Origin of the sequence: Streptomyces sp. H51, from assembly GCF_035656535.1 — a bacterium.
Classification (GTDB): Bacteria; Actinomycetota; Actinomycetes; order Streptomycetales; family Streptomycetaceae; genus Streptomyces.
In genome coordinates this window covers 44171-68126 of sequence record NZ_JAYMHD010000051.1, presented here as the reverse complement: position 1 = coordinate 68126, position 23956 = coordinate 44171, and the positions used below count along the sequence as shown (strand labels likewise).

14 protein-coding genes and 1 pseudogene are annotated in these 23956 nt (G+C 69.2%); 2 read left to right on the top strand and 13 right to left on the bottom strand.

The window, feature by feature from the left end; translation table 11 throughout:
- Both VKA29_RS17140 and VKA29_RS17135 read right to left on the bottom strand, forming a co-directional pair.
- The gene (locus VKA29_RS17140; RefSeq protein ID WP_324786627.1) at nt 1-3033 is read right to left on the bottom strand and encodes an SNF2-related protein; all 3033 of its coding nucleotides are present in this window, start codon (nt 3031-3033) and stop codon (nt 1-3) included.
- A gap of 105 nt (nt 3034-3138) precedes the next feature.
- Entirely contained in the window at nt 3139-4338 is a 1200-nt protein-coding gene (locus tag VKA29_RS17135) for a protein kinase domain-containing protein (protein ID WP_324786625.1), read from the bottom strand.
- A 260-nt stretch (nt 4339-4598) separates the two neighbouring features.
- On the opposite strand from VKA29_RS17135, the gene VKA29_RS17130 reads away from it, so the two are divergent.
- On the top strand, nt 4599-6449 hold the full coding sequence (locus tag VKA29_RS17130) for a DUF262 domain-containing protein (RefSeq protein ID WP_324786623.1): 1851 nt from the start codon (nt 4599-4601) through the stop codon (nt 6447-6449).
- Between the two features lie 372 nt (nt 6450-6821).
- Here VKA29_RS17130 and VKA29_RS17125 read toward each other — a convergent pair whose 3' ends face one another.
- The 9 genes from VKA29_RS17125 to ngcE all read right to left on the bottom strand — a co-directional run bounded on the left by VKA29_RS17125 (nt 6822) and on the right by ngcE (nt 18927).
- Nucleotides 6822-8336, bottom strand: coding sequence for an amino acid permease (locus tag VKA29_RS17125; RefSeq protein WP_324786621.1), 1515 nt, complete (start codon nt 8334-8336; stop codon nt 6822-6824).
- A gap of 147 nt (nt 8337-8483) precedes the next feature.
- Entirely contained in the window at nt 8484-10412 is a 1929-nt protein-coding gene (gene dxs, locus VKA29_RS17120; protein ID WP_324786618.1) for a 1-deoxy-D-xylulose-5-phosphate synthase, read from the bottom strand.
- Nucleotides 10413-10625: 213 nt separating this feature from the next.
- The gene (locus VKA29_RS17115; RefSeq protein ID WP_324786616.1) at nt 10626-11921 is read right to left on the bottom strand and encodes a sugar ABC transporter permease; all 1296 of its coding nucleotides are present in this window, start codon (nt 11919-11921) and stop codon (nt 10626-10628) included.
- The gene (locus VKA29_RS17110; protein WP_324786614.1) at nt 11918-12718 is read right to left on the bottom strand and encodes an ATP-binding cassette domain-containing protein; all 801 of its coding nucleotides are present in this window, start codon (nt 12716-12718) and stop codon (nt 11918-11920) included. The genes VKA29_RS17115 and VKA29_RS17110 overlap by 4 nt, the downstream gene beginning before the upstream one ends.
- A 180-nt stretch (nt 12719-12898) precedes the next feature.
- Nucleotides 12899-13999 (bottom strand): substrate-binding domain-containing protein, encoded by a 1101-nt coding sequence (locus VKA29_RS17105; protein WP_324786980.1) that lies wholly within the window; start codon nt 13997-13999, stop codon nt 12899-12901.
- 133 nt (nt 14000-14132) lie between these two features.
- A complete protein-coding gene (locus VKA29_RS17100; protein ID WP_324786611.1) occupies nt 14133-15332 on the bottom strand; it encodes an ROK family transcriptional regulator in 1200 nt (399 codons plus the stop codon).
- 183 nt (nt 15333-15515) lie between these two features.
- Nucleotides 15516-16448, bottom strand: coding sequence for a carbohydrate ABC transporter permease (locus VKA29_RS17095; protein ID WP_324786609.1), 933 nt, complete (start codon nt 16446-16448; stop codon nt 15516-15518).
- Between the two features lie 15 nt (nt 16449-16463).
- Nucleotides 16464-17399: a sugar ABC transporter permease gene (locus VKA29_RS17090; RefSeq protein ID WP_324786607.1), complete on the bottom strand. Its 936-nt coding sequence runs from the start codon at nt 17397-17399 to the stop codon at nt 16464-16466.
- A 67-nt stretch (nt 17400-17466) separates the two neighbouring features.
- Nucleotides 17467-18927 (bottom strand): N-acetylglucosamine/diacetylchitobiose ABC transporter substrate-binding protein, encoded by a 1461-nt coding sequence (gene ngcE / locus VKA29_RS17085; protein ID WP_324786606.1) that lies wholly within the window; start codon nt 18925-18927, stop codon nt 17467-17469.
- 576 nt (nt 18928-19503) lie between these two features.
- Here ngcE and VKA29_RS36995 point away from each other — a divergent pair.
- Nucleotides 19504-19694: pseudogene (locus VKA29_RS36995) on the top strand (hypothetical protein); the annotation flags it as partial.
- 87 nt (nt 19695-19781) lie between these two features.
- Here the strand turns inward: VKA29_RS36995 and VKA29_RS17080 are convergent.
- On the bottom strand, nt 19782-20864 hold the full coding sequence (locus VKA29_RS17080) for a lytic polysaccharide monooxygenase auxiliary activity family 9 protein (protein WP_324786604.1): 1083 nt from the start codon (nt 20862-20864) through the stop codon (nt 19782-19784).
- 293 nt (nt 20865-21157) lie between these two features.
- Complete coding sequence (acnA, locus tag VKA29_RS17075) at nt 21158-23875, bottom strand: aconitate hydratase AcnA (RefSeq protein WP_324786602.1); 2718 nt, start codon at nt 23873-23875, stop codon at nt 21158-21160.
- Nucleotides 23876-23956: the final 81 nt, after the last annotated feature.

Sequence of the window (23956 nt, the reverse complement as noted above, 5' to 3'; positions counted from 1 at the left end):
TCAGTTCTCCGCCTGGGCGTCGGACGGGTGGGCGTCGGATGCGAAGGTCCCGCCCGATGAGTCGTCGTCGTCCTCCGCGCCGGGCGTGTCCGGGTCGCCGGGGCGGTCGAGGACGGCCAGGACCCGCAGTAGCGGACGGCCGGTGGTGTGCAACTGGTCCAGCAGCCGGGCCAGTTCGTCGGCGGTCTCCTCGACCAGGCGTTCACGGCGGCCGGAGATGCCGGGCAGCAGGGAGTCGGTACGCCACCGGGCCACGTGCTCGCGGTAGGTGGCCAGGGGCTCGCTGATCTGCTCCTCCCAGGCGGCCCTGCCCGCGTCCAGGTGGGCGCGGGCGGCGGCGACGGCGGCCGGTACGAGGGCCTGGAGCCGGTCCAGGTCGCCCGGCCCGCCGGTGCGGGCCAGCCTCGGACCGACCTTCGCGTCGCGCAGCGCGTCCGCCATGGGGCGGACCTCGGGCGTCCCGGAGCCGTCGGCGCCGAGCCCGGTCACCGCCATCCAGCGCACCACGGTGGGGCGGCCGAGGGCGTTGGAGTGGATGCCCTGGACGAGGAACACCGGCCCGTCGACGTGGGGGGTGGTGATGACCGGGGCCTCCTGCCGGCCGAACTCGACGAGGACCTTGTCCGTCAGCCACTCCACCACCGGGTGGATGTCGGTCAGGAAGGAGACCTCCGGCCACATGGTGGTGCTGCTGTCCCTGGCCTCGGTGAGCTTGCGCTGCGCGAGGGTGCGGTCGAAGGTGACCAGCATACGCTCGGCGACGCGCTGTTCCTTCAGGTAGGACGGCGGCAGGGCCTTGAGGCGGTGGAGCAGGTCGGGGGCCTTGGCCGGGGAGAGCGAGAACCAGGCGCCGCCCTTGGCGTCGGTGCCGGACGACAGGCCGATCAGGTCGGCGGCGCGCTCCTCGTAGACCTCGTCGAGGGCGGTGGAGACGAAGGCGGCCGTGTCGCCCTCGAAGAGGGAGATCAGCTCCGCGCGGGCGGGCAGCTCCTGTTCGGTGATCGCGTCCACCTGGCCGAACAGGTCGGCGAGGGCGGTGTCGTCGGCCGGGTCGGACTGGAGGAAGTCCTCGACCGTGCCGCCCTGGACCAGTTCCTTGATGAGCCGGCGCTCCTCCTCCTCGGCCCGGTAGAAGCCGGACACGGCCTCGGCCGTGCCGTCCAGCTTGTGCGCCTCCTCCTCGCGGCGCAGCAGCTTCTCCGCGACCGCGCGGTCGTCCTTGGCGCCGGGGACGGCCGAGGTCAGGATCAGCGCCCGGAACTGGGGCTCGTACTTCTGCCCGTACCGGTCGATACGGCCGTTGCGCTGCTCGATGCGGATCAGCGACCACGGGATGTCGTAGTGGATCAGGTGGTGGCACTGGCGGTGCAGGTTGACGCCCTCGGAGGCGACGTCGCCGGTGAACAGCAGCCGGACCGGGTTGTCGGCCAGGCCGAACGCCTCCAGGACCTTGGCCTGTTCGTCGTCGCTGAGGCCGCCGTGCATGACGGTGACGGCCTTCGCCGTGCCGTCGGCCGCGACCGGGAAGCCCAGCCGGGCCGGGACGGTCGCGGCCAGCCAGGTGAGCGTACGGACGCGTTCGGAGAAGACCACGGCCCGGGTGGTGGACCCGGGGCGGACGCCGATCTCCTGCAACTGCTCGACGAGCGCGTCGAGTTTGGCCGAGTCACCGGGAGCGGTGCCGTCGCCCATGCCGGCGACGATGTCCCGCAGCCGGGCGAGGGCGGCCTGCTCGGTGGCGATGGCCGGGTCGGGCCGCAGTCCCTTCTCCTCGGCCTTGCGGACCCGCTCGTCGAGGGTGACGAGGCGCTTGCCGACCGTCTCGCCGAGGGCGACGTGGGAGGAGAGGAACGTCTTGAGCAGTTGGTAGGCGAAGAGCTGCTCGGTGGCGACCGACGTACGGTCGTGGCCGGCCGTGCCGAACTCCGTGCTCGTCGGCGGGGCGGGGAGCCAGTGCTCGGCCAGCTCGGCGAAGATCCGTTCCTCCGCCTCGGTGGCGGCGCAGTGCAGGGAGACGGTGGGGCCGCGATCGGGCCACTCGGTGCCCATCTCCTCGCGCACCTCGGGGCTGATCTTGGTCCGGCGGATGTAGAGGTGGCCGAGGTCCTCGGCCGGGTCGTAGTGATCGCGGTCGGCGATGGCGGCCGGGTCGAGCAGCGAGATCAGGTCGGCGAAGGACCTCTTGTCGCCGTTGTGCGGGGTGGCGCTGGCGAGCAGCAGGGCGTCGGTGCGCGGGGCGAGGATCTCGGCGAGGGCGCGGCGCTGGCTGCCGGGGTTGATCAGGTTGTGCGACTCGTCGATGACGACGGCGTCCCAGCGGATGCGCTCCAGGTGGTGCCGGTACTGGCCGATGTTCTTGAGCGTATCCACGGAGATGATCACGCGCTTGTAGTGCGTGAACGGGTTCCGGCCCGCCGGGATCTCCCGCTGGATGCGCTGGATGCCGAGGGAGTCGAGCCGCACCAGGGGGATCGAGAAGCGGGTCCACAGCTCGTGCTGGAACTGCTCCAGGATGCTCTGGGGGGTCACGACCAGGATGCGCTCGCCCCGGCCGCGGCGGATGAGCTCGGCGAGGGTCAGGCCGATCTCCAGGGTCTTGCCGAGACCGACGACGTCTGCGATCAGCACCCGCGGGCGCAGGTTGCGCATGGACAGGGCCAGCTCGGCGGGGCGCTGCTGGTAGACGAGCGGGTCCAGCAGGAAGCGGTCGGCGAGGGCGAGACCCCGCTCCGACTGGGGCAGCGGCGTCTTGCGCAGGACGGCTTCCAGGAACAGGCGGCTGCGCCGGAAGTACGAGGAGGTGTCGGGGACCAGGCGGGTCTTCTCCGGGTCGAGCAGCTCCACCTTGTCGATCCCGGAGAAGAAGACGGCTTCCTCGTCCCGGACGAACTCCGAGACGCCGACGGCTTCGATCCGCTCCCCGTCGTGGTCGGTCGTGGTGGTGTTGCGGACCAGCCACTCCTCGTCCCGGACGAGGATCTGCGCCCCCGGCGGGAACCGGGTCCCGTCCTCAGTCGCCCCCTGGTCGGTCACCTGCGGCCCCTTCGGTCTTCCCGTTCGTCGTGCGGTCCTGCGACCGCAAGTCTGTCATGGCTGTGGAGGGGGCCGTGCGGGCTTCGGCGAGCGAAGCCGGGCAGCTCAGAAGCGTGCCTCGCGGGCGTACGCGGCGCGGATCCGCTCGGCGATCCGCAGGGGCGCCGTGGGGCGGACACCGGTGGTCGTGGCCTTGCCGTTTCGGGGCGAGTTCCCGTCCTGCCCGAGGGCGGTCTCCCGCGGAGCGGAGGGGCCGGCGCTCCCGGCTTCCCCGCCCGGTTCGTCTTCGGCAGCGTGCCGCCCCGCCCCGGCCGGTACCGCCGCGTCCGTCCGCTCGTCGTCCTCCACCGCCGCCGGGTCGACGGCGGAGGGCGTGTAGGCGGGGGCGTCGGGCGCGGGCTCCAGGGCCGGCGCGGGGAGCTGGGGCACGGCCATCTCGGGCGTCAGGTCGGTGAGGCGGCGTTTGGCCTGGAGGGCGGTCAGGCCCCGGCCGTGGATGACCCGTACGAGCCGCTCGATGACCTCGGGCAGAGCCGGCCGGGCTCCGGGATCCGGCGCGAGCATGTCGGTGATCAGGGGCCCGAGCTCAGGAGGGAGGCCGGTCAGGTCGGGAGGGGTCGCCGGGTCCTCGATCTTCAGGGCGACGGCCTGCCAGGAGGGCCCCTCGTACGGGTAGTGTCCGGTCGCGGCGAACAGCAGCACCGCGCCCAGCCCGTAGACGTCCGCCGACCGCTCCAGCCGGTGCTCGCCGCGGGCCTGCTCCGGCGGCATGCACAGCACGCTGCCGACGACGAAGCCGGTCGCCGTCAGGGTGGTGCGCCGCTCGGCGAGCACGGCGAGACCGAAGTCGATCACCTTGGGGCCGTACCGGGACAACAGGATGTTCTGCGGCTTGAGGTCACGGTGGAGCAGCCCCGCGTCGTGCACGGTGCCGAGGCCCTCCGCCAGCAGCGCCCCGAGGCTGGCGGTCTCGGCGAGAGGGAGCGGGCCGTGCTCGGTGACGAAGGTGCGCAGATCCGGTCCGGGGACGTACTCCACGGCGAGCCAGGGCCGATCGGCGTCCGCGTCGGCTCCGACGAAGGCCGCGACGAACGGCCCGTACACCGTGCGCAGACTCTCCACTTCGGACATGAAACGCGCGCGGGTGTCCTCGTCGAGGACGGAGGGCTTGATGACCTTCACGGCGGCCTGGTGACCGGCCGCGGACTCGCCGAGGAACACCTGTCCCATGCCGCCGACCCCGATCCGGCAGACGAGGGCGAAGCCCCCGATCTCCTTCGGGTCCTCGTCCCTCAGTGGCTCCACAGTGCTGTGCCTCCCCCTGGTGGCCTGTACGCGCCGCCGCGGACGAGAGCCGAGCCGGACCGGGATCAGTGTATGCAAGGCCGGGGTCCGCCCTGAACCGCTTACGTCACCAAGACATCCGCGGGAGGCTCGACAGCACCCCGTCGTCCGCTTGAGCCCTTGCTGCCCTGTCCTGCCGCCGAATTTCCTGGATCAGGCCGGCCGACCGTGGTGGTGATCGCTACGGTGATAACCGCAGAGCGAAGAGGGGACCTCCATCCATGAGAGCAGACACAGTCGACCTGCGTCGGATCTTCGGCAGGGACATCCGTTACACGGTGCCGCTGTTCCAGAGGCCGTACGTGTGGAACCGGGACGACAACTGGTCGGCTCTGTGGGAGGACATCCGCCGCACCGTCGAACGGGCCGAGCAGGCGGCCCTGACCGGCGAGACGGTGGCTCCGCACTTTCTCGGCGCGGTCGTCTTCGACGAGACCCCGTACCCTTCGTCAAGTCTGGAGACGCGACAGGTCATCGACGGCCAGCAGCGTCTGACGACTCTGCAGTTGTTCCTGTTCGCGGCCCGCCTGTCGGCGGCGGCTCTCAGCCACGAGCGGTCCGTGCGGCTGCTGAGCAAGTTCCTGGAGAACGACGAGGACCTGTTCGACCGTACCCAGCATCCCGATCACCTGTACAAGGTGTGGCCGACCAACGCGGATCGTGACGAGTTCCGCTCCGTCATGCTCGGCCAGGGCGGGGCAGGACGACTCGCCGGAGCCGTCACCTACTTCCAGCAAGAGATCGACGCTTGGCTGGCGGAAGCCGCCGAGCCGGAGGAACGGCTGGGGACGCTGGTGCAGGCCCTGCGGGAACAGTTACGTCTGGTCATCATCGACCTGGAAGAGCACGACGACGCGCAGGTCGTCTTCGAGACGCTGAACAGCCGCGGCACACCGCTGGAGCACGCGGATCTGATCAAGAACCTCTTGTTCCGTGACGCGGAACGTGCCGGTGCGGACATCGACCGGCTCTACAAGACGTACTGGGCGCCCTTCGACCAGGACGAATGGCGCACGGAACAGACGACCGGCCGCATCACGCGAAGCCGCCTCGACGTCTTCCTGACGTACTGGCTCACGATGCGAACCCAGCGGGAGTTCACCTCCTCCACCCTGTTCAAGGAGTTCGAGCGCTGGTTGCTGTCGGCCGCCGTTCCCACGGAGGACGTCTTCGCCGAACTGGCACGGTACGCCGACATCTATGACCTGATCGACGATTACCCGCAGCACGGCGTCGAGGGCCGTTTCCTGTACCGGATGAAGGTCCTTCAGACCTCCACCCCGATGCCGCTGCTTCTCCTCCTCTTCGGCCTGGACGAGACCGTGCTGCCGCTGGAGCGTCGTCGACGGGCGATCCGCGCCATCGACAGCTACCTCGTTCGCCGGGCGCTGCTCAATCTCAGCAACCGCGACCACAACAACGTCTTCCGTGACCTGGTCGCAGCCGCGGTCCGGCAGCCCGACCGCGCGGACGAAGACGTCATCAAGGCCCTCTCGGCCATGCAGGGAGCCCACCGTCACTGGCCGAGCGACCATGAGTTCCGTGCCTCGTTGGAACAGGACCCCATCTACACCCGCCTGTACCGCCGCGGCGTACGCATCCTCCTGGAAGCGCTGGAGGACGAACTGCGCACCGACCACACCGAACAGCTCGTCGTCCCCCTCGGCGACCAGGCGGGCTCGAAGTTGACCATCGAGCACGTCATGCCGCAGAGCTGGCGCGACAACTGGCCGCCCCTTGAGAACGATCCGTCCGAAGGCTCCGACCGCGACGAACTGGTCCACACTCTCGGCAACCTGACCCTGGTCACCGCTCGCCTGAACCCCACCTTGGGAAACATGGCATGGGAGGACAAGCGGCAATGGCTCAGCCAGCACAGCCTGCTGCGTCTCACCCACGGCACCCTGCTCAGCGCACCACCGAACGCTGACATCAGCGACTGGACCGCCACCTGGGACGAGCACCGGATCCGCGCACGTGGTTCCTACCTCGGCTCACTGGCTTTGAACATCTGGCCGCACGCCGACGGTCTACTCGCAGCACCGCTGTCGGCCGACCGCGATGACAAGTGAGCCCACGATGAGCGATCGTCGGCACTGGATCCTGCCCGTGGACCGGCACATGCCGCAGGGCACCGAAGTGGTCCGGATGACCCGTTTGACCAGCCCAAGCGCGACCCGCGGCCGCGTACGGCGGTGAAGCGCGTCGGGCGATGGCGTGACCCGCGGCCGCGCACGGCGGGAAGGGGACGGGGCGGGGGTGTCCGCCCGCAGCGGTTGGCGCGTCAACCCCAGCACCTCTCGAACCCCCGATTCCGCGCCGTTCCGAGGACGGACACCCTCGTCCCGGCCCCGACCCACCCCCCACCGCACGCGCTACGCGCACCCCCACCGAACCGCCACAGGCCGCCGCAGGCACTGGCGTCGCGCCCGGCGACGAGTGGCTCACCCCCCGTTGCCGGAGAGCTGCCCGTCGGCCTCCGCCGCCTGTTGGCGGGCGAGGCGGCTGTGGGTGCGGCCGTAGAGGAAGTACACGAAGAAGCCGATCACCATCCAGATCGCGAACCGCAGCCAGGTCTCGGCGGGCAGGTTGAGCATCAGCCACAGCGAGGCGCACACCGACAGGATCGGCAGGAACGGGACCCACGGGGTGCGGAAGGACCGGTGCAGGTCCGGCCGGGTCCTGCGCAGGATGATGACGCTGACCGCGACCACGATGAAGGCGAACAGCGTGCCGATGTTCACCAGCTCGGCCAGTTCACTCAGGCTGGTGAAGCCCGCGACGACCGCGATGAGGACGCCGAGCAGGATGGTCGGCCGGTGCGGGGTGCGGAAGCGCGGGTGGACGTGGGAGAAGAACCGCGGCAGCAGTCCGTCGCGGCTCATCGCGAAGAACACCCGGGTCTGGCCGAGCAGCAGGATCATGCAGACGGTGGTGAGGCCGACCGCGGCGCCGAAGCTGATCACGCCCGCGTACCACGGGTGCCCGATGGCCTTGAAGGCGTCGGCGAGCGGGGCGTCCACGGACAGCTTGCTGTACTTCTGCATGCCGGTGACGACGATCGACACCGCGACGTACAGGGCGGTGCAGATGAACAGCGAGCCGAGGATGCCGCGGGGCATGTCGCGCTGCGGGTGCCGGGTCTCCTCGGCGGCCGTGGCCACGATGTCGAAGCCGATGAAGGCGAAGAAGACGACGGAGGCGGCGGTGAAAATGCCCATCACGCCGTAGTTGGAGGGGGTCCAGCCGAACATCAGCTGGATCAGCGGCGCCTTGAGGTTGCCGCCCGCCTCGCCCGGCTGCGCCTTCGGGATGAACGGGTCGTAGTTGCCGCTGTCGATGAAGAAGGCGCCCGCGATGATGACGAGGAGGACGACCGTCACCTTGATCGCGACGACGACCGTGGTGACCCGCGCGGACAGCTTCATGCCGAGCACCAGGATGGCCGTGAGCACCAGGACGAGCGCGGCGGCGAGGATGTCGAAGCCGAAGCCGTGGGCGCCGTCCCGGCCGGAGAGGTACTCGGGGAGGTGCCAGCCGGCGTTGTCCAGCAGCGAGCGGACGTAGCCGGACCAGCCGACGGCCACCACCGCCGTGCCGAGCGCGAACTCCAGGACCAGGTCCCAGCCGATGGTCCAGGCGGGCAGTTCGCCGAGGGAGGCGTAGGAGAAGGTGTACGCGGATCCGGCCACCGGCACGGTGGAGGCGAACTCCGCGTAGCACAGCGCGGCCAGCCCGCAGACGACGCCGGCCACCACGAACGACAGGGACACCGCGGGTCCCGCGTTGTTCTTGGCGACCGTGCCGGTGAGCACGAAGATGCCCGTGCCGATGATGACGCCGACGCCGAAGACCGTCAGGTCGAGGGCGGACAGGGATTTCCTGAGCGCGTGCTCCGGTTCCTCCGTGTCCCGGATGGACTGCTCGACCTTCTTCGTCCGGAAGAGGTTGCTGCTCACGGGCGTACCTCCCACGCTCGTCGTCCTCGACATGATCGAGAGGGGGCGTGGTACGTGTGCCCCGGCGCGGCCGGTTTTCACGCGTACGGGCCGATGTCACCACCTTCCCGGTGGTCACATCGGCCCGTACGGACGTGGGCGGTTGCGTCAGTCGCGCGCGGGCTCCACGGAGTCGACCCGGTCGCCCGTACGGTCGAACCGGCCGTCCAGTTTGGAGACCAGGCCGGTGACCTGGCGGGCGATGTCCGGCGCGGTGAGCCCGATCTCGGCCATGACCTCGGCGCGGGAGGCGTGGTCGAGGAAGCGCGGCGGGATGCCGAAGTCGCGCAGCGGCACGTCCACGCCCGCGTCGCGCAGGGCCTGGGCGATCGCCGAGCCGACACCGGCGGCGCGGGAGTTGTCCTCGACGGTGACGACGACGCGGTGGCGCTCCGCGAGCGGGGCCATGGCCTCGTCGACCGGCTTGACCCAGCGCGGGTCGACGACGGTGGTGGAGATGCCCTGCTTGTCGAGGAGCGCGGCGATCTCCAGGCACATCGGCGCGAGGGCGCCCACGGAGACCAGCAGCACGTCCGGGGTCCGGGTGCCGGGTTCGCGCAGCACGTCCATGCCGCCCACGCGGCCCACGGCGGGCACGGCGGGGCCGACGGCGCCCTTGGAGAAGCGGACGACGGTGGGCGCGTCGTCGACCTCGACGGCCTCGCGCAGCTGGGCGCGGACCTGGTCGGCGTCGCGCGGGGCGGCGAGCCGGAGGCCCGGCACGACCTGAAGGATCGACATGTCCCACATGCCGTTGTGGGAGGCGCCGTCGGTGCCGGTGACGCCGGCCCGGTCCAGGACGAAGGTCACCCCGCACTTGTGCAGGGCGACGTCCATCAGGACCTGGTCGAAGGCGCGGTTGAGGAAGGTGGCGTAGACGGCGAAGACGGGGTGCAGCCCGCCGTGCGCCAGGCCCGCGGCGGACACGGCGCCGTGCTGCTCGGCGATGCCGACGTCGAAGACCCGGTCGGGGAAGGCCTTGGCGAACTTGTCGAGGCCGACCGGCTGGAGCATCGCGGCGGTGATGGCGACGATGTCCTCGCGCTCCTTGCCGAGCGCGACCATCTCCTCGCCGAAGACGGACGTCCAGTCGGCGCCGGAGGTCGCGATGGGCAGGCCGGTGTCGGGGTGGATCTTGCCGACGGCGTGGAAGCGGTCCGCCTCGTCCTGGAGGGCGGGCTGGTAGCCGCGGCCCTTCTCGGTGAGGCAGTGGACGATGACGGGCCCGCCGAAGCGTTTGGCGCGCGCCAGCGCGGACTCCAGGGCCTCGATGTCGTGGCCGTCGATCGGGCCGACGTACTTCAGGCCGAGGTCCTCGAACATGCCCTGCGGGGCGATGAAGTCCTTCAGGCCCTTCTTGGCGCCGTGCAGGGTCTCGTACAGCGGTTTGCCGACGACCGGGGTGCGGTCGAGGATCTCCTTGGTCCGGGTGAGGAAGCGCTCGTAGCCGTCGGTCGTCCGCAGCGTGGCCAGGTGGTTGGCGAGACCGCCGATGGTCGGCGCGTAGGAGCGCTCGTTGTCGTTGACGACGATGACCAGCGGGCGGTCCTTGGCCTCGGCGATGTTGTTCAGCGCCTCCCAGGCCATGCCGCCGGTCAGCGCGCCGTCGCCGATCACGGCGACGACGTGGTCGTCGCGGCCGAGGATCTGGTTGGCCTTCGCCAGGCCGTCGGCCCAGCCCAGGACGGTGGAGGCGTGGCTGTTCTCGATGACGTCGTGCTCCGACTCGGCCTGCGAGGGGTAGCCGGACAGGCCGCCCTTCATCTTCAGCCGTGAGAAGTCCTGCCGGCCGGTCAGCAGCTTGTGCACGTAGGACTGGTGGCCCGTGTCCCACAGCACCTTGTCCTTCGGGGAGTCGAAGACGCGGTGCAGGGCGATGGTCAGCTCGACCACACCGAGGTTGGGGCCGAGGTGGCCGCCGGTCTTGGAGACGGCGTCGACGAGGAAGGTCCGGATCTCCTCTGCCAGCTGGTCCAGCTGCTCCAGGCTGAGCCGGTCCAGATCGCGCGGTCCCCTGATGCGGGTCAGCAGCGGCACCCGTTCCTCCTTGCGGTAGAGCTGATCGAGCTGTTGCCGGGCGTGTCGAGTCTAGTGTTCCGCCGTTGCGGTCGGGCTCCGGGCGGTGCGTCGTAGGTCACGCGTTCGGCTGTACCCATGATCGGACCGTCCTACGACCCGTCCTACGGCATGTCCTACGACACGGCTGTGCCCGGCACCTCCGTCGGTGCCGGGCACAGGGGTCGGGGGGCGTTACGCCCGCCCGGCCGTCTTCTGCGTCTTGCGGGTGACCGAGTCGATCACGACCGTGGTGAGCAGGACCGCCGCGGTGATCATGTACTTCACCGGCTCGGCGATGGACTCGAGCTGGAGGCCGTACTGGATGGAGACGATCACCAGGACACCCAGCAGGGCGTTCCAGGTGCGGCCGCGGCCGCCGAACAGCGAGGTGCCGCCGATGACCGCGGCGGCGATCGCGTTCATCAGCAGGTCGCCGGCGCCGGCGCTCTGGTTGGCCGACGCGATCTTCGAGGCCAGGAACAGGCCGCCGACGGCCGCGAAGCCGCCGGAGATCGCGAAGACCGAGATCCGGATCGCGGTGACGTTGATGCCCGCACGCCGCGACGCCTCGACGCTGCCGCCGAGCGCGAAGATCTTGCGGCCGTAGGCGGTGCGGCGCAGCACGAAGTCGGTGCCGATCAGGAACACCAGGAAGATCACCGTGGCCAGCGGCAGGCCCTTGTACTGGTTGTACATCGCGGCCGCGGCGAAGGAGACCACGGCCAGCAGCACCGTGCGCAGGATCGTGTCGCTGAGCGGCCGGGACGGGACGCCCGCGGCCTCCCGGCGCCGGTTGCCCAGGAAGGAGGTGACGAAGAACACCGCGACCACGGCGACGGCCAGCCCGTAGGCGGCGGCCACGTCGGAGAAGAAGTACGTGGTCAGCTTGCCGACCAGGCCGTCGCTGTCGAGGTTGATGGTGCCGTTCTCGCCCAGGATCTTGAGCATGAACCCGAGCCAGAACAGCAGGCCGGCCAGGGTCACGGCGAAGGCGGGGGCGCCGAGCACCGCGAAGAAGAACCCGTGCAGCGCGCCGATGGCCGCGCCGGCCGCGACGGCGACGAGCACGGCGGCCCACTCGGGCCAGCCCTGGTTGACGGCGAGGACGGCGGCGATGGCGCTGGCCGCGCCGCTGACCGAGCCGACAGACAGGTCGATCTCGCCGAGCAGCAGCACGAAGACGATGCCGACGGAGATCATGCCCGTGCCGACCATCGTGACGGTGATGTCGCTGAGGTTCTGCGCGGACAGGAACTGGGAGTTCAGGCTCTGGAAGATGACGCAGATGGCGATCAGGCCGATGACGACCGGGATGGAGCCCAGCTCGCCGCTCTTCATCTTGCGCTTGAACTCGCCGATGTAGCCCGTCAGTCCCTGCTCGCGCACGAGCAGCCGCGGGTCGACCGCGGTCACCGCGGCCGCGGCGGCCTCGGGGTTCTCGACGACGGGTGCGCCCTTCGCGGTCGCGGAGGTCTTGTCGGCGCTCACTGGGAAGCCTCCCCGTTCGTGCTGGTGGCGCGGGCCGCACGCCGGGTCACGGCGTTGTCGGTGGCGCCGGTGATGGCGGAGATGATCTCCTCCTGGGAGGTCGTCTTGACCTCGAAGACGCCGTTGTTGCGGCCCAGACGCAGCACGGCGACCTTGTCCGCCACGGCCTTGACGTCGGCCATGTTGTGGCTGATGAGGATGACGGCGTGGCCGCGCTCGCGCAGCCGCTCGACCAGGTCGAGGACCTGGGCGGTCTGCTCGACGCCGAGCGCCGCGGTGGGCTCGTCGAGGATGACCAGCTTCGGCTCGCCGAGCATGGAGCGGGCGATGGCGACCGTCTGGCGCTGACCGCCGGACAGCGAGGCGATCGGGATGCGCACGCTCGGAATGCGGATGGACAGCGTCCGCAGCAGTTCCTGGGAGCGGCGCTCCATCTCGACCTCGTCGAGGACGCCCCACTTCCGCAGCTCACGGCCGAGGAAGAGGTTGCCGACGACGTCGATGTTGTCGCACAGCGCGAGGTCCTGGTAGACGGTCGCGATGCCCAGGGCCTGGGCGTCGTGCGGCCGGTTGATCTGGACGGCCTTGCCGTCCCATTCGATGACGCCCTCATCGATGGGGTGCACGCCGGCGATCGTCTTGACCAGCGTGGACTTTCCGGCGCCGTTGTCGCCCACCAGGGCGACCACTTCACCGGCGTGGACCTCAAGCTCTACGTCGGTGAGCGCCTGAACGGCACCGAACCGCTTGGAGACCCCGCGCAACGCCAGCACGGGCGTAGCGGACACGTGAACCATCTCCTTCGCCGCCTGACCCGGCGGAAGGTTGTGCAGAAAGTGGGGGAGGCTTGTTCCGTCCGGCGCCCCGCACGAGCTGCGGGGCTGGTGGACGCGGGGCGCCGGAGGAGCCTGGAGCGTCACGTCCCGAGCGGGAATTCGAGGACGAATTCCCGTACCTGGGAAGGGACGTGCGACTGCTTACTGAAGGCCGATCTTCTTGCAGGCCGCGGCGTACTTGCCGGTGCAGATCTCGGACACGCTGTAGACGCCGTCCTTGACGACGGTGTCGTTGATGTTGTCCTTGGTCAGCGAGGTGACCGGGACCAGGACCGACGGGACGTCGGTGGCGCTGCCGCTGGAGACCTTGTCCTTGGCGACGGAGTCCAGGGACTCGCCCTTGGCGAGCGCGACGGCCATCTCGGCGGCCGCGTCGGCCTCCGGAGCGTACGGCTTGTAAACGCTCATGTACTGCTCACCGGCGACGATGCGCTGCACGCCCGCGAGTTCCGCGTCCTGGCCGGTGACCGGCACGGAGAGGCCGGCCGCCTTCAGGGCGGTGATGATACCGCCGGCCATGCCGTCGTTCGCGGAGTAGACGCCCGCGATGTTCTTGGCGCCGACCGCCGAGATCGCGGCCTCCATCTCGGAGTTGGCGTTGTCCGGCGACCACTCCTTGGTGTCGTACTCCTTGGCGATGGTGACCTTGCCGTCGAGGACGGAGTGCGCGCCCTTCTTGAACTGGGCGGCGTTCGGGTCGGTGACCGAGCCGTTGACCATGACGATCTTGGAGGACTTGGTCGCCTTGCCGCCCAGCGCCTTGAGCAGGGCCTCGCCCTGGGTCCGGCCGACCTCCTCGTTGTCGAACGAGGTGTAGGCGCTGATCGGGCCCTCGGCCAGGCGGTCGTAGGCGACGACCTCGATGCCGGCGTCCTTGGCCTTCTGGACGGAGTTCTTGATGGCCTTGGCGTCCACGGCGTCCAGGATCAGCACGTCCACCTTGTTGGTGATCATCGTGTCGACCTGCTGGGCCTGGAGGCTGGCGTCCTGGCGGGCGTTGTTGTACTGGATCGTCGCCTTGTTGTTCGTCAGCTCCTTGATCTTCTTCTCGATCAGCGGGCGGTCGAACTTCTCGTACCGGGCGGTCTTGTTCTCCGGCAGGAGCAGACCGACCTTGATGTTGTCGCCCTTCGCGGCGGACTTCGAGGAGTCCGCCTTGTCGCCGGACTCCTTCGCGCTGCCACAGGCGGCGAGGGATACGGCCATCGCACCGGCGGCGACGGCAACGGCGGCACGACGCATACGCGTGTTCACTTCAGAAACCTCCCTGACGAGGCCGCGTCGTTGCGGCCGAGGTGGCTGGAAGTCAACTCGGCCATACGTGCGACGTCAAGAAGTAAATCCTTAACGGGTTGGCAACGGTGCCATCCGTTATCTAAGTGAAGGCAGGCGCGGCCGCGTTGAGCGTTCCGTCCAAAAGGGTCGAATCACCCATCTCGCTGAGCGCGAGGGCGAGCGCTCCGAGCACCTCCGCACGGCCGCCAAGTGCCCCTGGAAGTACGGACAGTTGACGCGCCGCACTGGGGATCGCGTACCGCCCGACGGACTCCCTTATCGGCCCGAGCAGCAGCTCGCCGGCCTCGGCCAGATCACCACCCAGGACCACCCGGCTCGGGTTCAGAAGGTTGCACAGGTTGGCGACTCCGCTGCCGATGTGGCGGCCGACGTCGGCGATCACCCGACGGCAGCCCGGATCCCCTTCCCGGGCCAGCCGCACGACACCCTCCATCGTCAGGTCGGTGCCGTGACTGGGCTGGAGCAGGGGCAGCACGTAGCGTGCGGCCGTGAAGGTCTCCAGGCAGCCCCGGTTACCGCAGCGGCAGACCGGGCCGGACTCGTCAAGAGTGATATGTCCTATTTCTCCGGCCGTGCCCCCCGGGCCGCGGTAGATCTTCCCGTTGATCACCAGCCCCGCGCCGACACCGCTGGCGACCTTGATGTACGCCAGGTCGCGCACCCCCCGCCCGGCGCCCCAGACCAGCTCGCCGAGGGCGCCGAGGTTGGCGTCGTTGTCCACGTGCACGGGCACGCCGAGCCGCCCCCGCAGTTCCTCGGCGGGCCTGGTGCCGCCCCAGCCGGGCAGGATCGCGGTGGAGCCCAGCGTGCCGGACTCGACGTCGATCGGGCCGGGCACGCCCAGACCCACCCCGGCGATCTTCGACCGGTCGACCCCGGTCGCGGCGATCAGGCGGTCGACCAGCTCCTCCGCCCGGTCGAAGCCCTGGTCCGAGGACGCGTCGACGTCCAGCGGCTCGGATTCCTCGGCCAGCACCTGATGAGCGAGGTTCCCGACCGCGACCCGCAGGTGCGTATGCCCGAAATCCACGCCTATGACGATGCCGGCGTCCCCGCTCAGCGAGACGCTGCGGGCCCGGCGGCCACCCGCCGAGGTGGGCGTGACCTCGACCGTCCCGCCGTCCTTGAGTTCGCGGACGATGTTGGAGACCGTCGCCGCGGACAGTCCCGTGGTCCTCGCGATCTCCGCCTGCGTGAGCGACCCGGCCAGCCGGACGGCACGTACGACCCGCTCCAGGTTGGCTCGGTGCAGCGACGACTGCGACCCTGGAGTCTCCACGACGACCTCCTGCGCACGGGGCCGCTTCGATGAGGCCCCGTCTTTGTCCAACTAGTGAACTCTAAGCTGAGCCGTTCGGGTCGCCTCCCGTCAAGAGGTTGAACCGTTTCGGGGTGCATCCAGACATAACCGCGCGCCCCGCCCCGGTCCGGGAACGGCGCGCGGTCGGACGGCTGCGCAGCGCTACTTCAGCGTCGCCGACGTCAGGCCCGCCTGCACCTGGCGCTGGAAGGACAGGTACACCACCAGCATAGGAACCATCGCGATGGTCACACCCGCGAAGAGCACGGGCAGGTCGGAGGCGTAGCCCTGCTGCTGTTGCAGCTGGATGAGACCCTGGGTGAGGACGTAGCGCTCGGGGTCGTCGCCGCTTTGCGGCTGCATCAGGACCGTCGGCAGGATGAACTGGTTCCACTGGCCGAGCGTGTTGAAGATCCCGACGCTGATCAGACCCGGCTTCGCCATCGGCAGCATGACCTGGAAGAAACTCCGGGTGTGCGAGGCCCCGTCCAGGATCGCCGCCTCGAACACCGCCGTCGGCAGGGTCCGGAAGAAGGCGTGCATGAAGAACACCGTGAACGGCATCGAGTAGGCGATGTAGACCAGGACCAGGCCCTGGTAGGTGTTGAGCATGTCCAGCCGCTTGACCATGAAGAACAGCGGGACGAGGGCCAGGAAGACGGGGAACATGGCGCCGGCGACGAAGAAGTAGTACAGCAGCCGGTTGCCCCAGAACCGGTAGCGGGCCAGCACGTACGCGGCCATGGAGCCGAACAGCATCGTCAGCGGCACGGAGAAGACCAGCACGATGACGGTGTTGAGGAAGTAGTCGCCGATGCCCTTGTCCCAGGCGCGCCGGAACACGTCGAAGGTCCAGTTCTCGGGCCAGCCGAAGGCCGAGCCGCCGATCTGGGCGTCGGTCTTGAAGGAGCTGAGCACCAGCCACAGCAGCGGCAGCACGATCAGCAGGGCCCACAGCGCCAGGAAGCCGTGCGAGAAGACGTTCAGGACGACGCCTTCGCCGCCGCGGTCGGGCCGTACGGGGGCCTCGGCCACGTCCGGCCGCGGCTCGGCGGTGCCGCCCTGGGGGGCGGTCTCCTTGAGGGGTGCGCTCATCGTCGTATCTCCCGCTCAGAACTCGACGCGGTCGCGGCGGGTGGCGCGCAGCATGACCACGGACAGGACCAGGGTGAGCAGCAGCATGACGACGCCCATGGCACAGGCGTATCCGCTCTTGCCGAAGTACTGGAAGTTGCGCATCATCACCGTCGACATCACGTCGCTGTGATGGTCGGGGCCGCCGCCGTAGGCGCCCATGTTCTGGGTCATGGAGGACACCAGGACGAACATGTCCATCGCGACGATGCCCAGGTAGACCCAGGCGGTCTGCACGGTGTCCCACAGCAGCGGCAGGGTGATGCGGAAGAAGGACTGGCCGCGGCCGGCGCCGTCGATGAGGGCGGCCTCGTAGACGTCCTTCGGGATGGACTGCATGGCGGCCGAGAACAGCACCAGGTAGAAGCCGACGCCGTGCCACACCACCGCGACGATCAGCGCCCACAGCACCATGTCGGGCTCATTGAGCCATTCCACCGGGTTGTTCGCGTCGACCAGCCCGGTTTTGATCAGGAAACCGTTGAGCAGGCCGCCGCCGTCACTTCTGTACACCGCGTTGAACAGCACCGCGACGATCGCCAGCGACAGCACCTGCGGAAAGAAGTAGACGACCTTGTAGAACCGGGATCCGGCGACGCCCTGAACTCCGCCGGCCCTGCCGCGCCCGCCCGCGTTCACCATGAACGCGAAGAACAGGGCGAGCAGTATGGTGATCACCGGGATGAAGATCAGGAACAGGATGTTGTGCCAGATGGCCTGCAGGAAGACGTCGTCCTTCAGCAGCGTCCGGTAGTTGTCCAGTCCGACGAACCTGAAGGTCTGCGACTGCCCCTTCCAGTCGGTCAGCGAATAGCCGAACGTCTGGATGTACGGCCAGATCACGAAGATCAGATAAAGCGCCACGGGAACGAAGAGGAATCCCGTGACGAACCTGTACTGCCCTGTGCGCATTGGCGTTTCCTGCCCCTGGTGTCCCGCCCCGGGCCGGATCGCTCCGGCCCGGGACACGGCGTCGCGGTCAGTCCCGGTGGTTCTTCTTGGAGGACGGGTCCTTGGCCTGCTTGTCGACCGCCGCCTGACAGCGCTTCAGCCATTCCTTCGGCTGGATGCGCTTGGCCATCAGCTCGTTGGACGCGGCCTCGATGGCGGCGCCCATCTCGCTGTACCACTCGGTGTACAGGTAGCGGAAGGTGCCGTCACCGGCCGCCTTGGACGCCTCGACCGTGGACTGGGTGCCGGGGCGCAGCTCGACGGTCGGGTCGACCCCGTCCTTGAGGATGGTCAGCGAGTTGGCCTCCTTGGCGAACAGCGTCGACCACTCCTTGGAGAGCATGCGCCGCATGAACTCCTTGGCTCCGGCGAGGTTCTTCGCCTTCGCCGGGATGATGAAGGGCTCGCCGGAGCCGGCCCGGATCGCCTCGAACGGCAGCTTGCTGTCCGGCAGCAGCGGCATCGGCAGGAACTTCATGTCGAAGTCGGCCGGCGTCTGCTTCAGCTGCTCGTTCTCCAGCCACGAGCCGCAGGTGATGAAGGCGGCCTTGTACTGGTTCCAGCGGGTCTGCGACTCGGTGTGGGTCAGGCCGTTGGTGCCGGGCATCAACAGGCCCTTCTCGACGACCTCGTAGATCGCCTCGACGCCCGCCTGCGCCGCCTCGGAGCCCACGAACGCCTTGGGGTCGAGGTTGTCGATCGCCTTCATGGCGTCCAGACCGCCCTTCTTGGCGATCATGTCCATGATGGCGACGTTGATGTAGTACGGGTACTTGCCCTGGTGGGCCAGGCCGCCGATGCCCTGCTTCTTGGCGTCCTGGCAGACGGCGATGAAGTCGTCCCAGGTCTTCGGCGGCTCCCAGCCCTTGTCCTTGAAGAGCTTGCCGGAGTACCACAGGCCCCACACGGTGTAGATGTAGTTGAGGGCGACGATCTTGCCCTCCTGCATGCCCGCGTCCAGGGTGCCGGGGATGATCATGTCCCGGACCTTCTTGGACGGGTCGTCGACCGAGGGTGCGTCGAGCACCGGGGCGAGGTCCAGCAACTGTCCGTTCTTGTACAGGACGTCGACCTTGATCTGCTGGGCGCCGGAGTCGTCCACGATGTCCGGCGGGTTGCCCGCGTTGAAGCGGGGCTGGAGCTTGCCGGTGATCTCCTGCGTGCCGGTGTGGGTGGAGGTGATGCCGAGCTTCTGCTTGTAGCTCGCCTCCCACGCCTTGGCGTAGTTGTCGCCGTAACCGCCCTTGAAGATGACGACGTCGAGCTTGCTGCCCTTCTGCACTCCGAAGGGGTTCGACTTCGAGGTCTTGCCCTGGCCGGAGTCGCCCTCGTCGTCACCCCCGCCGCCGCTCGCGCACGCGGACAGGAGGCTCATCGCGGGTACGGAGATCAGTCCGAGCGCCGCGGACCGCCTGATCAGATCGCGGCGCCCCACACCCGATGTGCCGGTGCCGCCGGTGCCGTTGTTCTCGGCGGAAGTGGATCCCATGCTCAAGTCCTCGCCTTCTCCAGGACTCAGGCGGTGAACCGGATCCTCCCCGGCACCGCGGTCGGTCAAGCAGGGTCATGCAGGAAGTGCGGATCGGTGAATCGCCGACAGGTATAGTCCACTTCCCGCCGACGGAGCAAGATCGAATGCAAGGTTCACCGATGGTCTTATCCGAGTTGAGACCTCGGGGAAACGTGCGGCCCCGCCGGGCACGCTGCCGGAAAAATCCGCGACACAGGCCCCGAATGCCGCAGCCAACACCCTGGACATCACTGCCGACTTGGCCACTGCTGCTCTCCGCGCGACAGAGGTGACAACGTTGTCCGACATGCAGGGAGGGTGCTGTCGCATGCGCTACAGTGCTCGGCACAGACGGGGTCCGGCGGTCGCCTTGACGGCCGCTTTCGCTTTCTTCGCCGGATCCCAGGGGGCGGCGACCGCGCCGCCGGCGAAGGCCGCGGCGGCCGACCGGGGGTGGTGAACCGCTTGTGGCCGACTGCGCACGGGTACGTCCTGGCGTGCGTGCGTGGGTGTCCGGGCTGCGGCGCGTGCACCCGCACGGGCGGGAAGGAGGGTCCGGCACGGGGGACCCTTCGGGGCTCCGCCGACGGCACCCGCTGGAAGACGCTCGACAGACGGTCCGGCGAGTCCTTCGCCTGGGACCGGCAGACCCGCCCGTTCACGGTCGCGTCGCCGGGCGCGTACGCGAAGTACCGCCTGTCCTCGACGGCGAGGCGGACGTCTCGGAGGTCGAACCGCCGGCCTGAGCGCCGCGTCCGGGCGCCGATGCCGGCGTGCCCCCGGCCCACGCACGTCACGTGGGCCGGGGGCACGTCGGCACTCCCTGGCGGGGCCTAACCGACCCGGCAGGGCAGGGTGGTCGCCGTGTCGCCGCCGTCGCCGGTGACGACGTAGCCGAAGGTGGTGCTCGCCCCTGGACTCAGCGAGCCGTTCCAGTCGGCGTTGTGGACCATCACCTCCTGGCCGGTGTAGGTGGCGTTGCCGTTCCACAGGCTGTCGACCTTCTGGCCGGCCGGCAGCGTCCAGTCGACCATCCATCCCAGCATCGGCACGTCACCGGTGTTGGTGACGGTCACCTCGGACTGGTAACCACCGCTCCAGGTGCCCGTGGTCTTGCGGGTGGCCGAGCAGGTGCCGGGGACCGGATCCGTCGGGTCGCCCGGGTCGTGGATGCCGGTGACCTCGCCGTTTCCGCCGTCGAAGACGACGTCGGAGCAGGAGTAGAAGGTCTCCGTGCTGTCCGAGCGCTGCCACACCATGTAGATGATGTGCCGGCCCGACTTGCCCTCGGGGAGCTTGCCGGTCCAGGAGTAGTTGGCCTCGACCGTGCCCGGCGTGCCGTTGAGCGGCGGGTGGTCGACGTCGAGGAAGGGGGTGTCCTCGATGTCGTTCCAGGTCAGCGTCTTGGTCGGGTCGTAGCCGTCCTTGGTGACGTAGACGTGGAACCAGCCCGGGTGCGCGGCCCAGGCGTTGTACGAGAAGTCGACCGTCGCGCCCGACGTGAGGTGGGTCAGCGGCCAGTCGTCGCGCGGCAGGTCGAAGCCGGTGAAGTTCGGGTTGCCGCCGCTGCACAGTTCGCCGTCCGGCACGAAGCCGCGGGTGCGGCCGGCGCCGTCCGAGCGCAGCACCGAGAACCAGTTGTAGAACGGCGTGGTGCCGCTGATCTGCTGGGCGGCCTTGCAGGCCGGGTTGACCGGCTTGATCTCACCGGTGTCGGTGAGGGCGTCCTGCCAGCACAGGAAGGTACGGCTGCCGGGCTTCATCGGAGTGCCGTGGGCCTGGGCCGGCATGCCGGCCGTCAGCACCAGGGCCAGGGCCGGGACGGTGGCGAGCAGGGAGACCAGGACCAGGAAGAGGGCCTTGGTCCGGGTGGAGGGCGCCGTTCGGCGCGCGGTCGTCTCTATTGGCGGGATCATGACATTCGGATTCCTTCAGCTGCGGCCGTGTGTGGGTTACGGGCGTGCGTCGATGGTCCGAGCGTGCGAGGTGGGAGCGCCCCTTGGCGGCGGGTTCCGGTCCACCGTCATGGGAGCGCTCCCACCCCACCACTGGCGAAGCTAGCGTCGAGTGGCCGTGTTGTAAACGCCTGTGACACGGAGGACGTACGCAACGTACGCGGAGGGACGCCCGGGGCCGCCGGATGCGGACACGGCCGAGGGCCGCACCCCCGTCACCGGGGATGCGGCCCTGAACTGCCTTGTGCCGCCGCCTACTTGCGGATCAGGTTGCGCAGCACGTACTGCATGATGCCGCCGTTGCGGTAGTAGTCGGCCTCACCGGGGGTGTCGATGCGGACGACGGCGTCGAACTCGACACCGGTGTCGGTGGTGACCTTGACCGTGCGCGGCGTGGTGCCCTCGTTCAGCTCGGTGACGCCGGTGATGGAGAAGGTCTCCTCGCCGGTCAGGCCGAGGGACTCGGCGGAGGCGCCCTCCGGGAACTGCAGCGGCAGGACGCCCATGCCGATGAGGTTCGAGCGGTGGATGCGCTCGTAGGACTCGGCGATGACGGCCTTGACGCCGAGCAGGGCCGTGCCCTTGGCCGCCCAGTCGCGGGAGGAGCCGGAGCCGTACTCCTTGCCGGCCAGGACGACCAGCGGGACGCCGGCGGCCTGGTAGTTCTGCGAGGCGTCGTAGATGAAGGAGACCGGACCGCCCTCCTGCGTGAAGTCGCGGGTGTAGCCGCCCTCGGTGCCCGGCGCGATCTGGTTGCGCAGGCGGATGTTGGCGAACGTGCCGCGGATCATGACCTCGTGGTTGCCTCGGCGGGAGCCGTAGGAGTTGAAGTCACGACGCTCCACACCGTGCTCGGTGAGGTACTGGCCGGCCGGGGTGTCGGCCTTGATGGCGCCGGCCGGGGAGATGTGGTCGGTGGTGACCGAGTCGCCCAGCTTGGCGAGCACCCGGGCGCCGGAGATGTCGGAGACCGGCTCCGGCTCCATGCCCATGCCCTCGAAGTACGGGGGCTTGCGCACGTACGTCGACTCGGCGTCCCACTCGAAGGTGTTGCCGGTCGGGATGGGCAGCGCCTGCCACTGGGCGTCGCCGGCGAAGACGTCGGAGTAGGACTTGTTGAACATGTCCTCGCCGATGGCGTTCGCCACGACGTCGTTGACCTCGGCCTCGGTGGGCCAGATGTCCTTGAGGAAGACCGGGTTGCCGTCCTGGTCGGTGCCCAGGGCGTCGCGCGTGATGTCCACCTTCATGGAGCCCGCGATGGCGTACGCGACGACCAGCGGCGGGGAGGCCAGGTAGTTCATCTTGACGTCGGGGTTGATGCGGCCCTCGAAGTTCCGGTTGCCGGAGAGGACCGAGGTGACCGCGAGGTCGTGGTCGTTGACGGCCTTGGAGACCTCCTCCGGCAGCGGGCCGGAGTTGCCGATGCAGGTGGTGCAGCCGTAGCCGACGAGGTTGAAGCCGACCTTGTCGAGGTAGGGGGTCAGGCCCGCCTTGTCGAAGTAGTCGGTGACGACCTTGGAACCCGGGGCGAGGGTGGTCTTGACCCAGGGCTTGCGGGTCAGGCCCTTCTCCACGGCCTTCTTCGCGACGAGCGCGGCGGCGACCATCACGTACGGGTTGGAGGTGTTGGTGCAGGAGGTGATGGCGGCCACGGTGACGGCGCCGTGGTCGAGCTCGTAGGTCGTCCCGTCGGGGGCGGTGACCTGGACCGGGTTGCTGGGCGCGCCGTTGGGGGCGACGGCGGGGGCGTCGGAGGCCGGGAAGGACTCCTGGCCCGCCTCGTCCACGACGTCCACGTAGTTGCGTACGTCCTGCTTGAACTGCTCGGCTGCGTTCGCGAGGACGATCCGGTCCTGCGGGCGCTTGGGGCCGGCGATGGACGGGACGACCGTCGACAGGTCCAGCTCGAGCTTCTCGGAGAAGTCGGGCTCGGCCTTCGGGTCCAGCCAGAGGCCCTGCTCCTTGGCGTACGCCTCGACGAGCGCGACCTGCTGGTCGCTGCGGCCGGTCAGACGCAGGTAGTTGAGGGTCTCGTCGTCGATCGGGAAGATCGCGGCGGTGGAGCCGAACTCCGGGGACATGTTGCCGATGGTGGCGCGGTTGGCGAGGCTGGTGGCCGCCACGCCCTCGCCGTAGAACTCGACGAACTTGCCGACGACGCCGTGCTTGCGGAGCATCTCGGTGATGGTGAGCACGAGGTCGGTGGCGGTGGTGCCGGTGGGCAGCTCGCCGGTGAGCTTGAAGCCGACGACGCGCGGGATGAGCATGGAGACCGGCTGGCCGAGCATGGCGGCCTCGGCCTCGATGCCGCCGACGCCCCAGCCGAGCACGCCGAGGCCGTTGACCATGGTGGTGTGCGAGTCGGTGCCGACGAGGGTGTCGGGGTAGGCCTGCCCGTTCCGGACCATGACCGTGCGGGCCAGGTGCTCGATGTTCACCTGGTGGACGATGCCGGTGCCCGGCGGGACGACCTTGAACTCGTCGAACGCGGTCTGGCCCCAGCGCAGGAACTGGTAGCGCTCCTTGTTGCGGCCGTACTCCAGCTCGACGTTCTGCTTGAAGGCGTCGTTGGTGCCGAACTTGTCGGCGATGACGGAGTGGTCGATGACCAGTTCGGCCGGGGCCAGCGGGTTGATCTTCGCCGGGTCGCCGCCGAGCTCCTTGACGGCCTCGCGCATGGTGGCGAGGTCGACGACGCAGGGCACGCCGGTGAAGTCCTGCATGATCACGCGGGCCGGCGTGAACTGGATCTCCTGCGAGGGCTGGGCCTGCGAGTCCCAGCTGCCGAGGGCACGGATGTGGTCGGCGGTGATGTTCGCGCCGTCCTCGGTGCGGAGCAGGTTCTCCAGCAGGACCTTCAGGCTGTAGGGGAGCCGGGCCGAGCCCTCCACCTTGTCCAGGCGGAAGATCTCGTACGACTCGTCGCCCACCTGCAGCGTGCTGCGGGCGTCGAAGCTGTTCGCCGACACGACAGTCTCCTTCATTGATGTGCGCGTACCACCACACCGCAAACCATATGCGGCTACCGCCGCGTGGTGCCGCCACGGCCT

Bases quoted from the DNA above. Each gene is read 5' to 3' on its own strand.
- VKA29_RS17130 (WP_324786623.1), top strand. From the start codon at position 4,599: ATGAGAGCAGACACAGTCGACCTGCGTCGGATCTTCGGCAGGGACATC.
- VKA29_RS17110 (WP_324786614.1), bottom strand. From the start codon at position 12,718: ATGGTTCACGTGTCCGCTACGCCCGTGCTGGCGTTGCGCGGGGTCTCC.
- VKA29_RS17105 (WP_324786980.1), bottom strand. From the start codon at position 13,999: ATGCGTCGTGCCGCCGTTGCCGTCGCCGCCGGTGCGATGGCCGTATCC.
- VKA29_RS17095 (WP_324786609.1), bottom strand. From the start codon at position 16,448: ATGAGCGCACCCCTCAAGGAGACCGCCCCCCAGGGCGGCACCGCCGAG.
- VKA29_RS17090 (WP_324786607.1), bottom strand. From the start codon at position 17,399: ATGCGCACAGGGCAGTACAGGTTCGTCACGGGATTCCTCTTCGTTCCC.
- ngcE (WP_324786606.1), bottom strand. From the start codon at position 18,927: ATGGGATCCACTTCCGCCGAGAACAACGGCACCGGCGGCACCGGCACA.
- VKA29_RS17080 (WP_324786604.1), bottom strand. From the start codon at position 20,864: ATGATCCCGCCAATAGAGACGACCGCGCGCCGAACGGCGCCCTCCACC.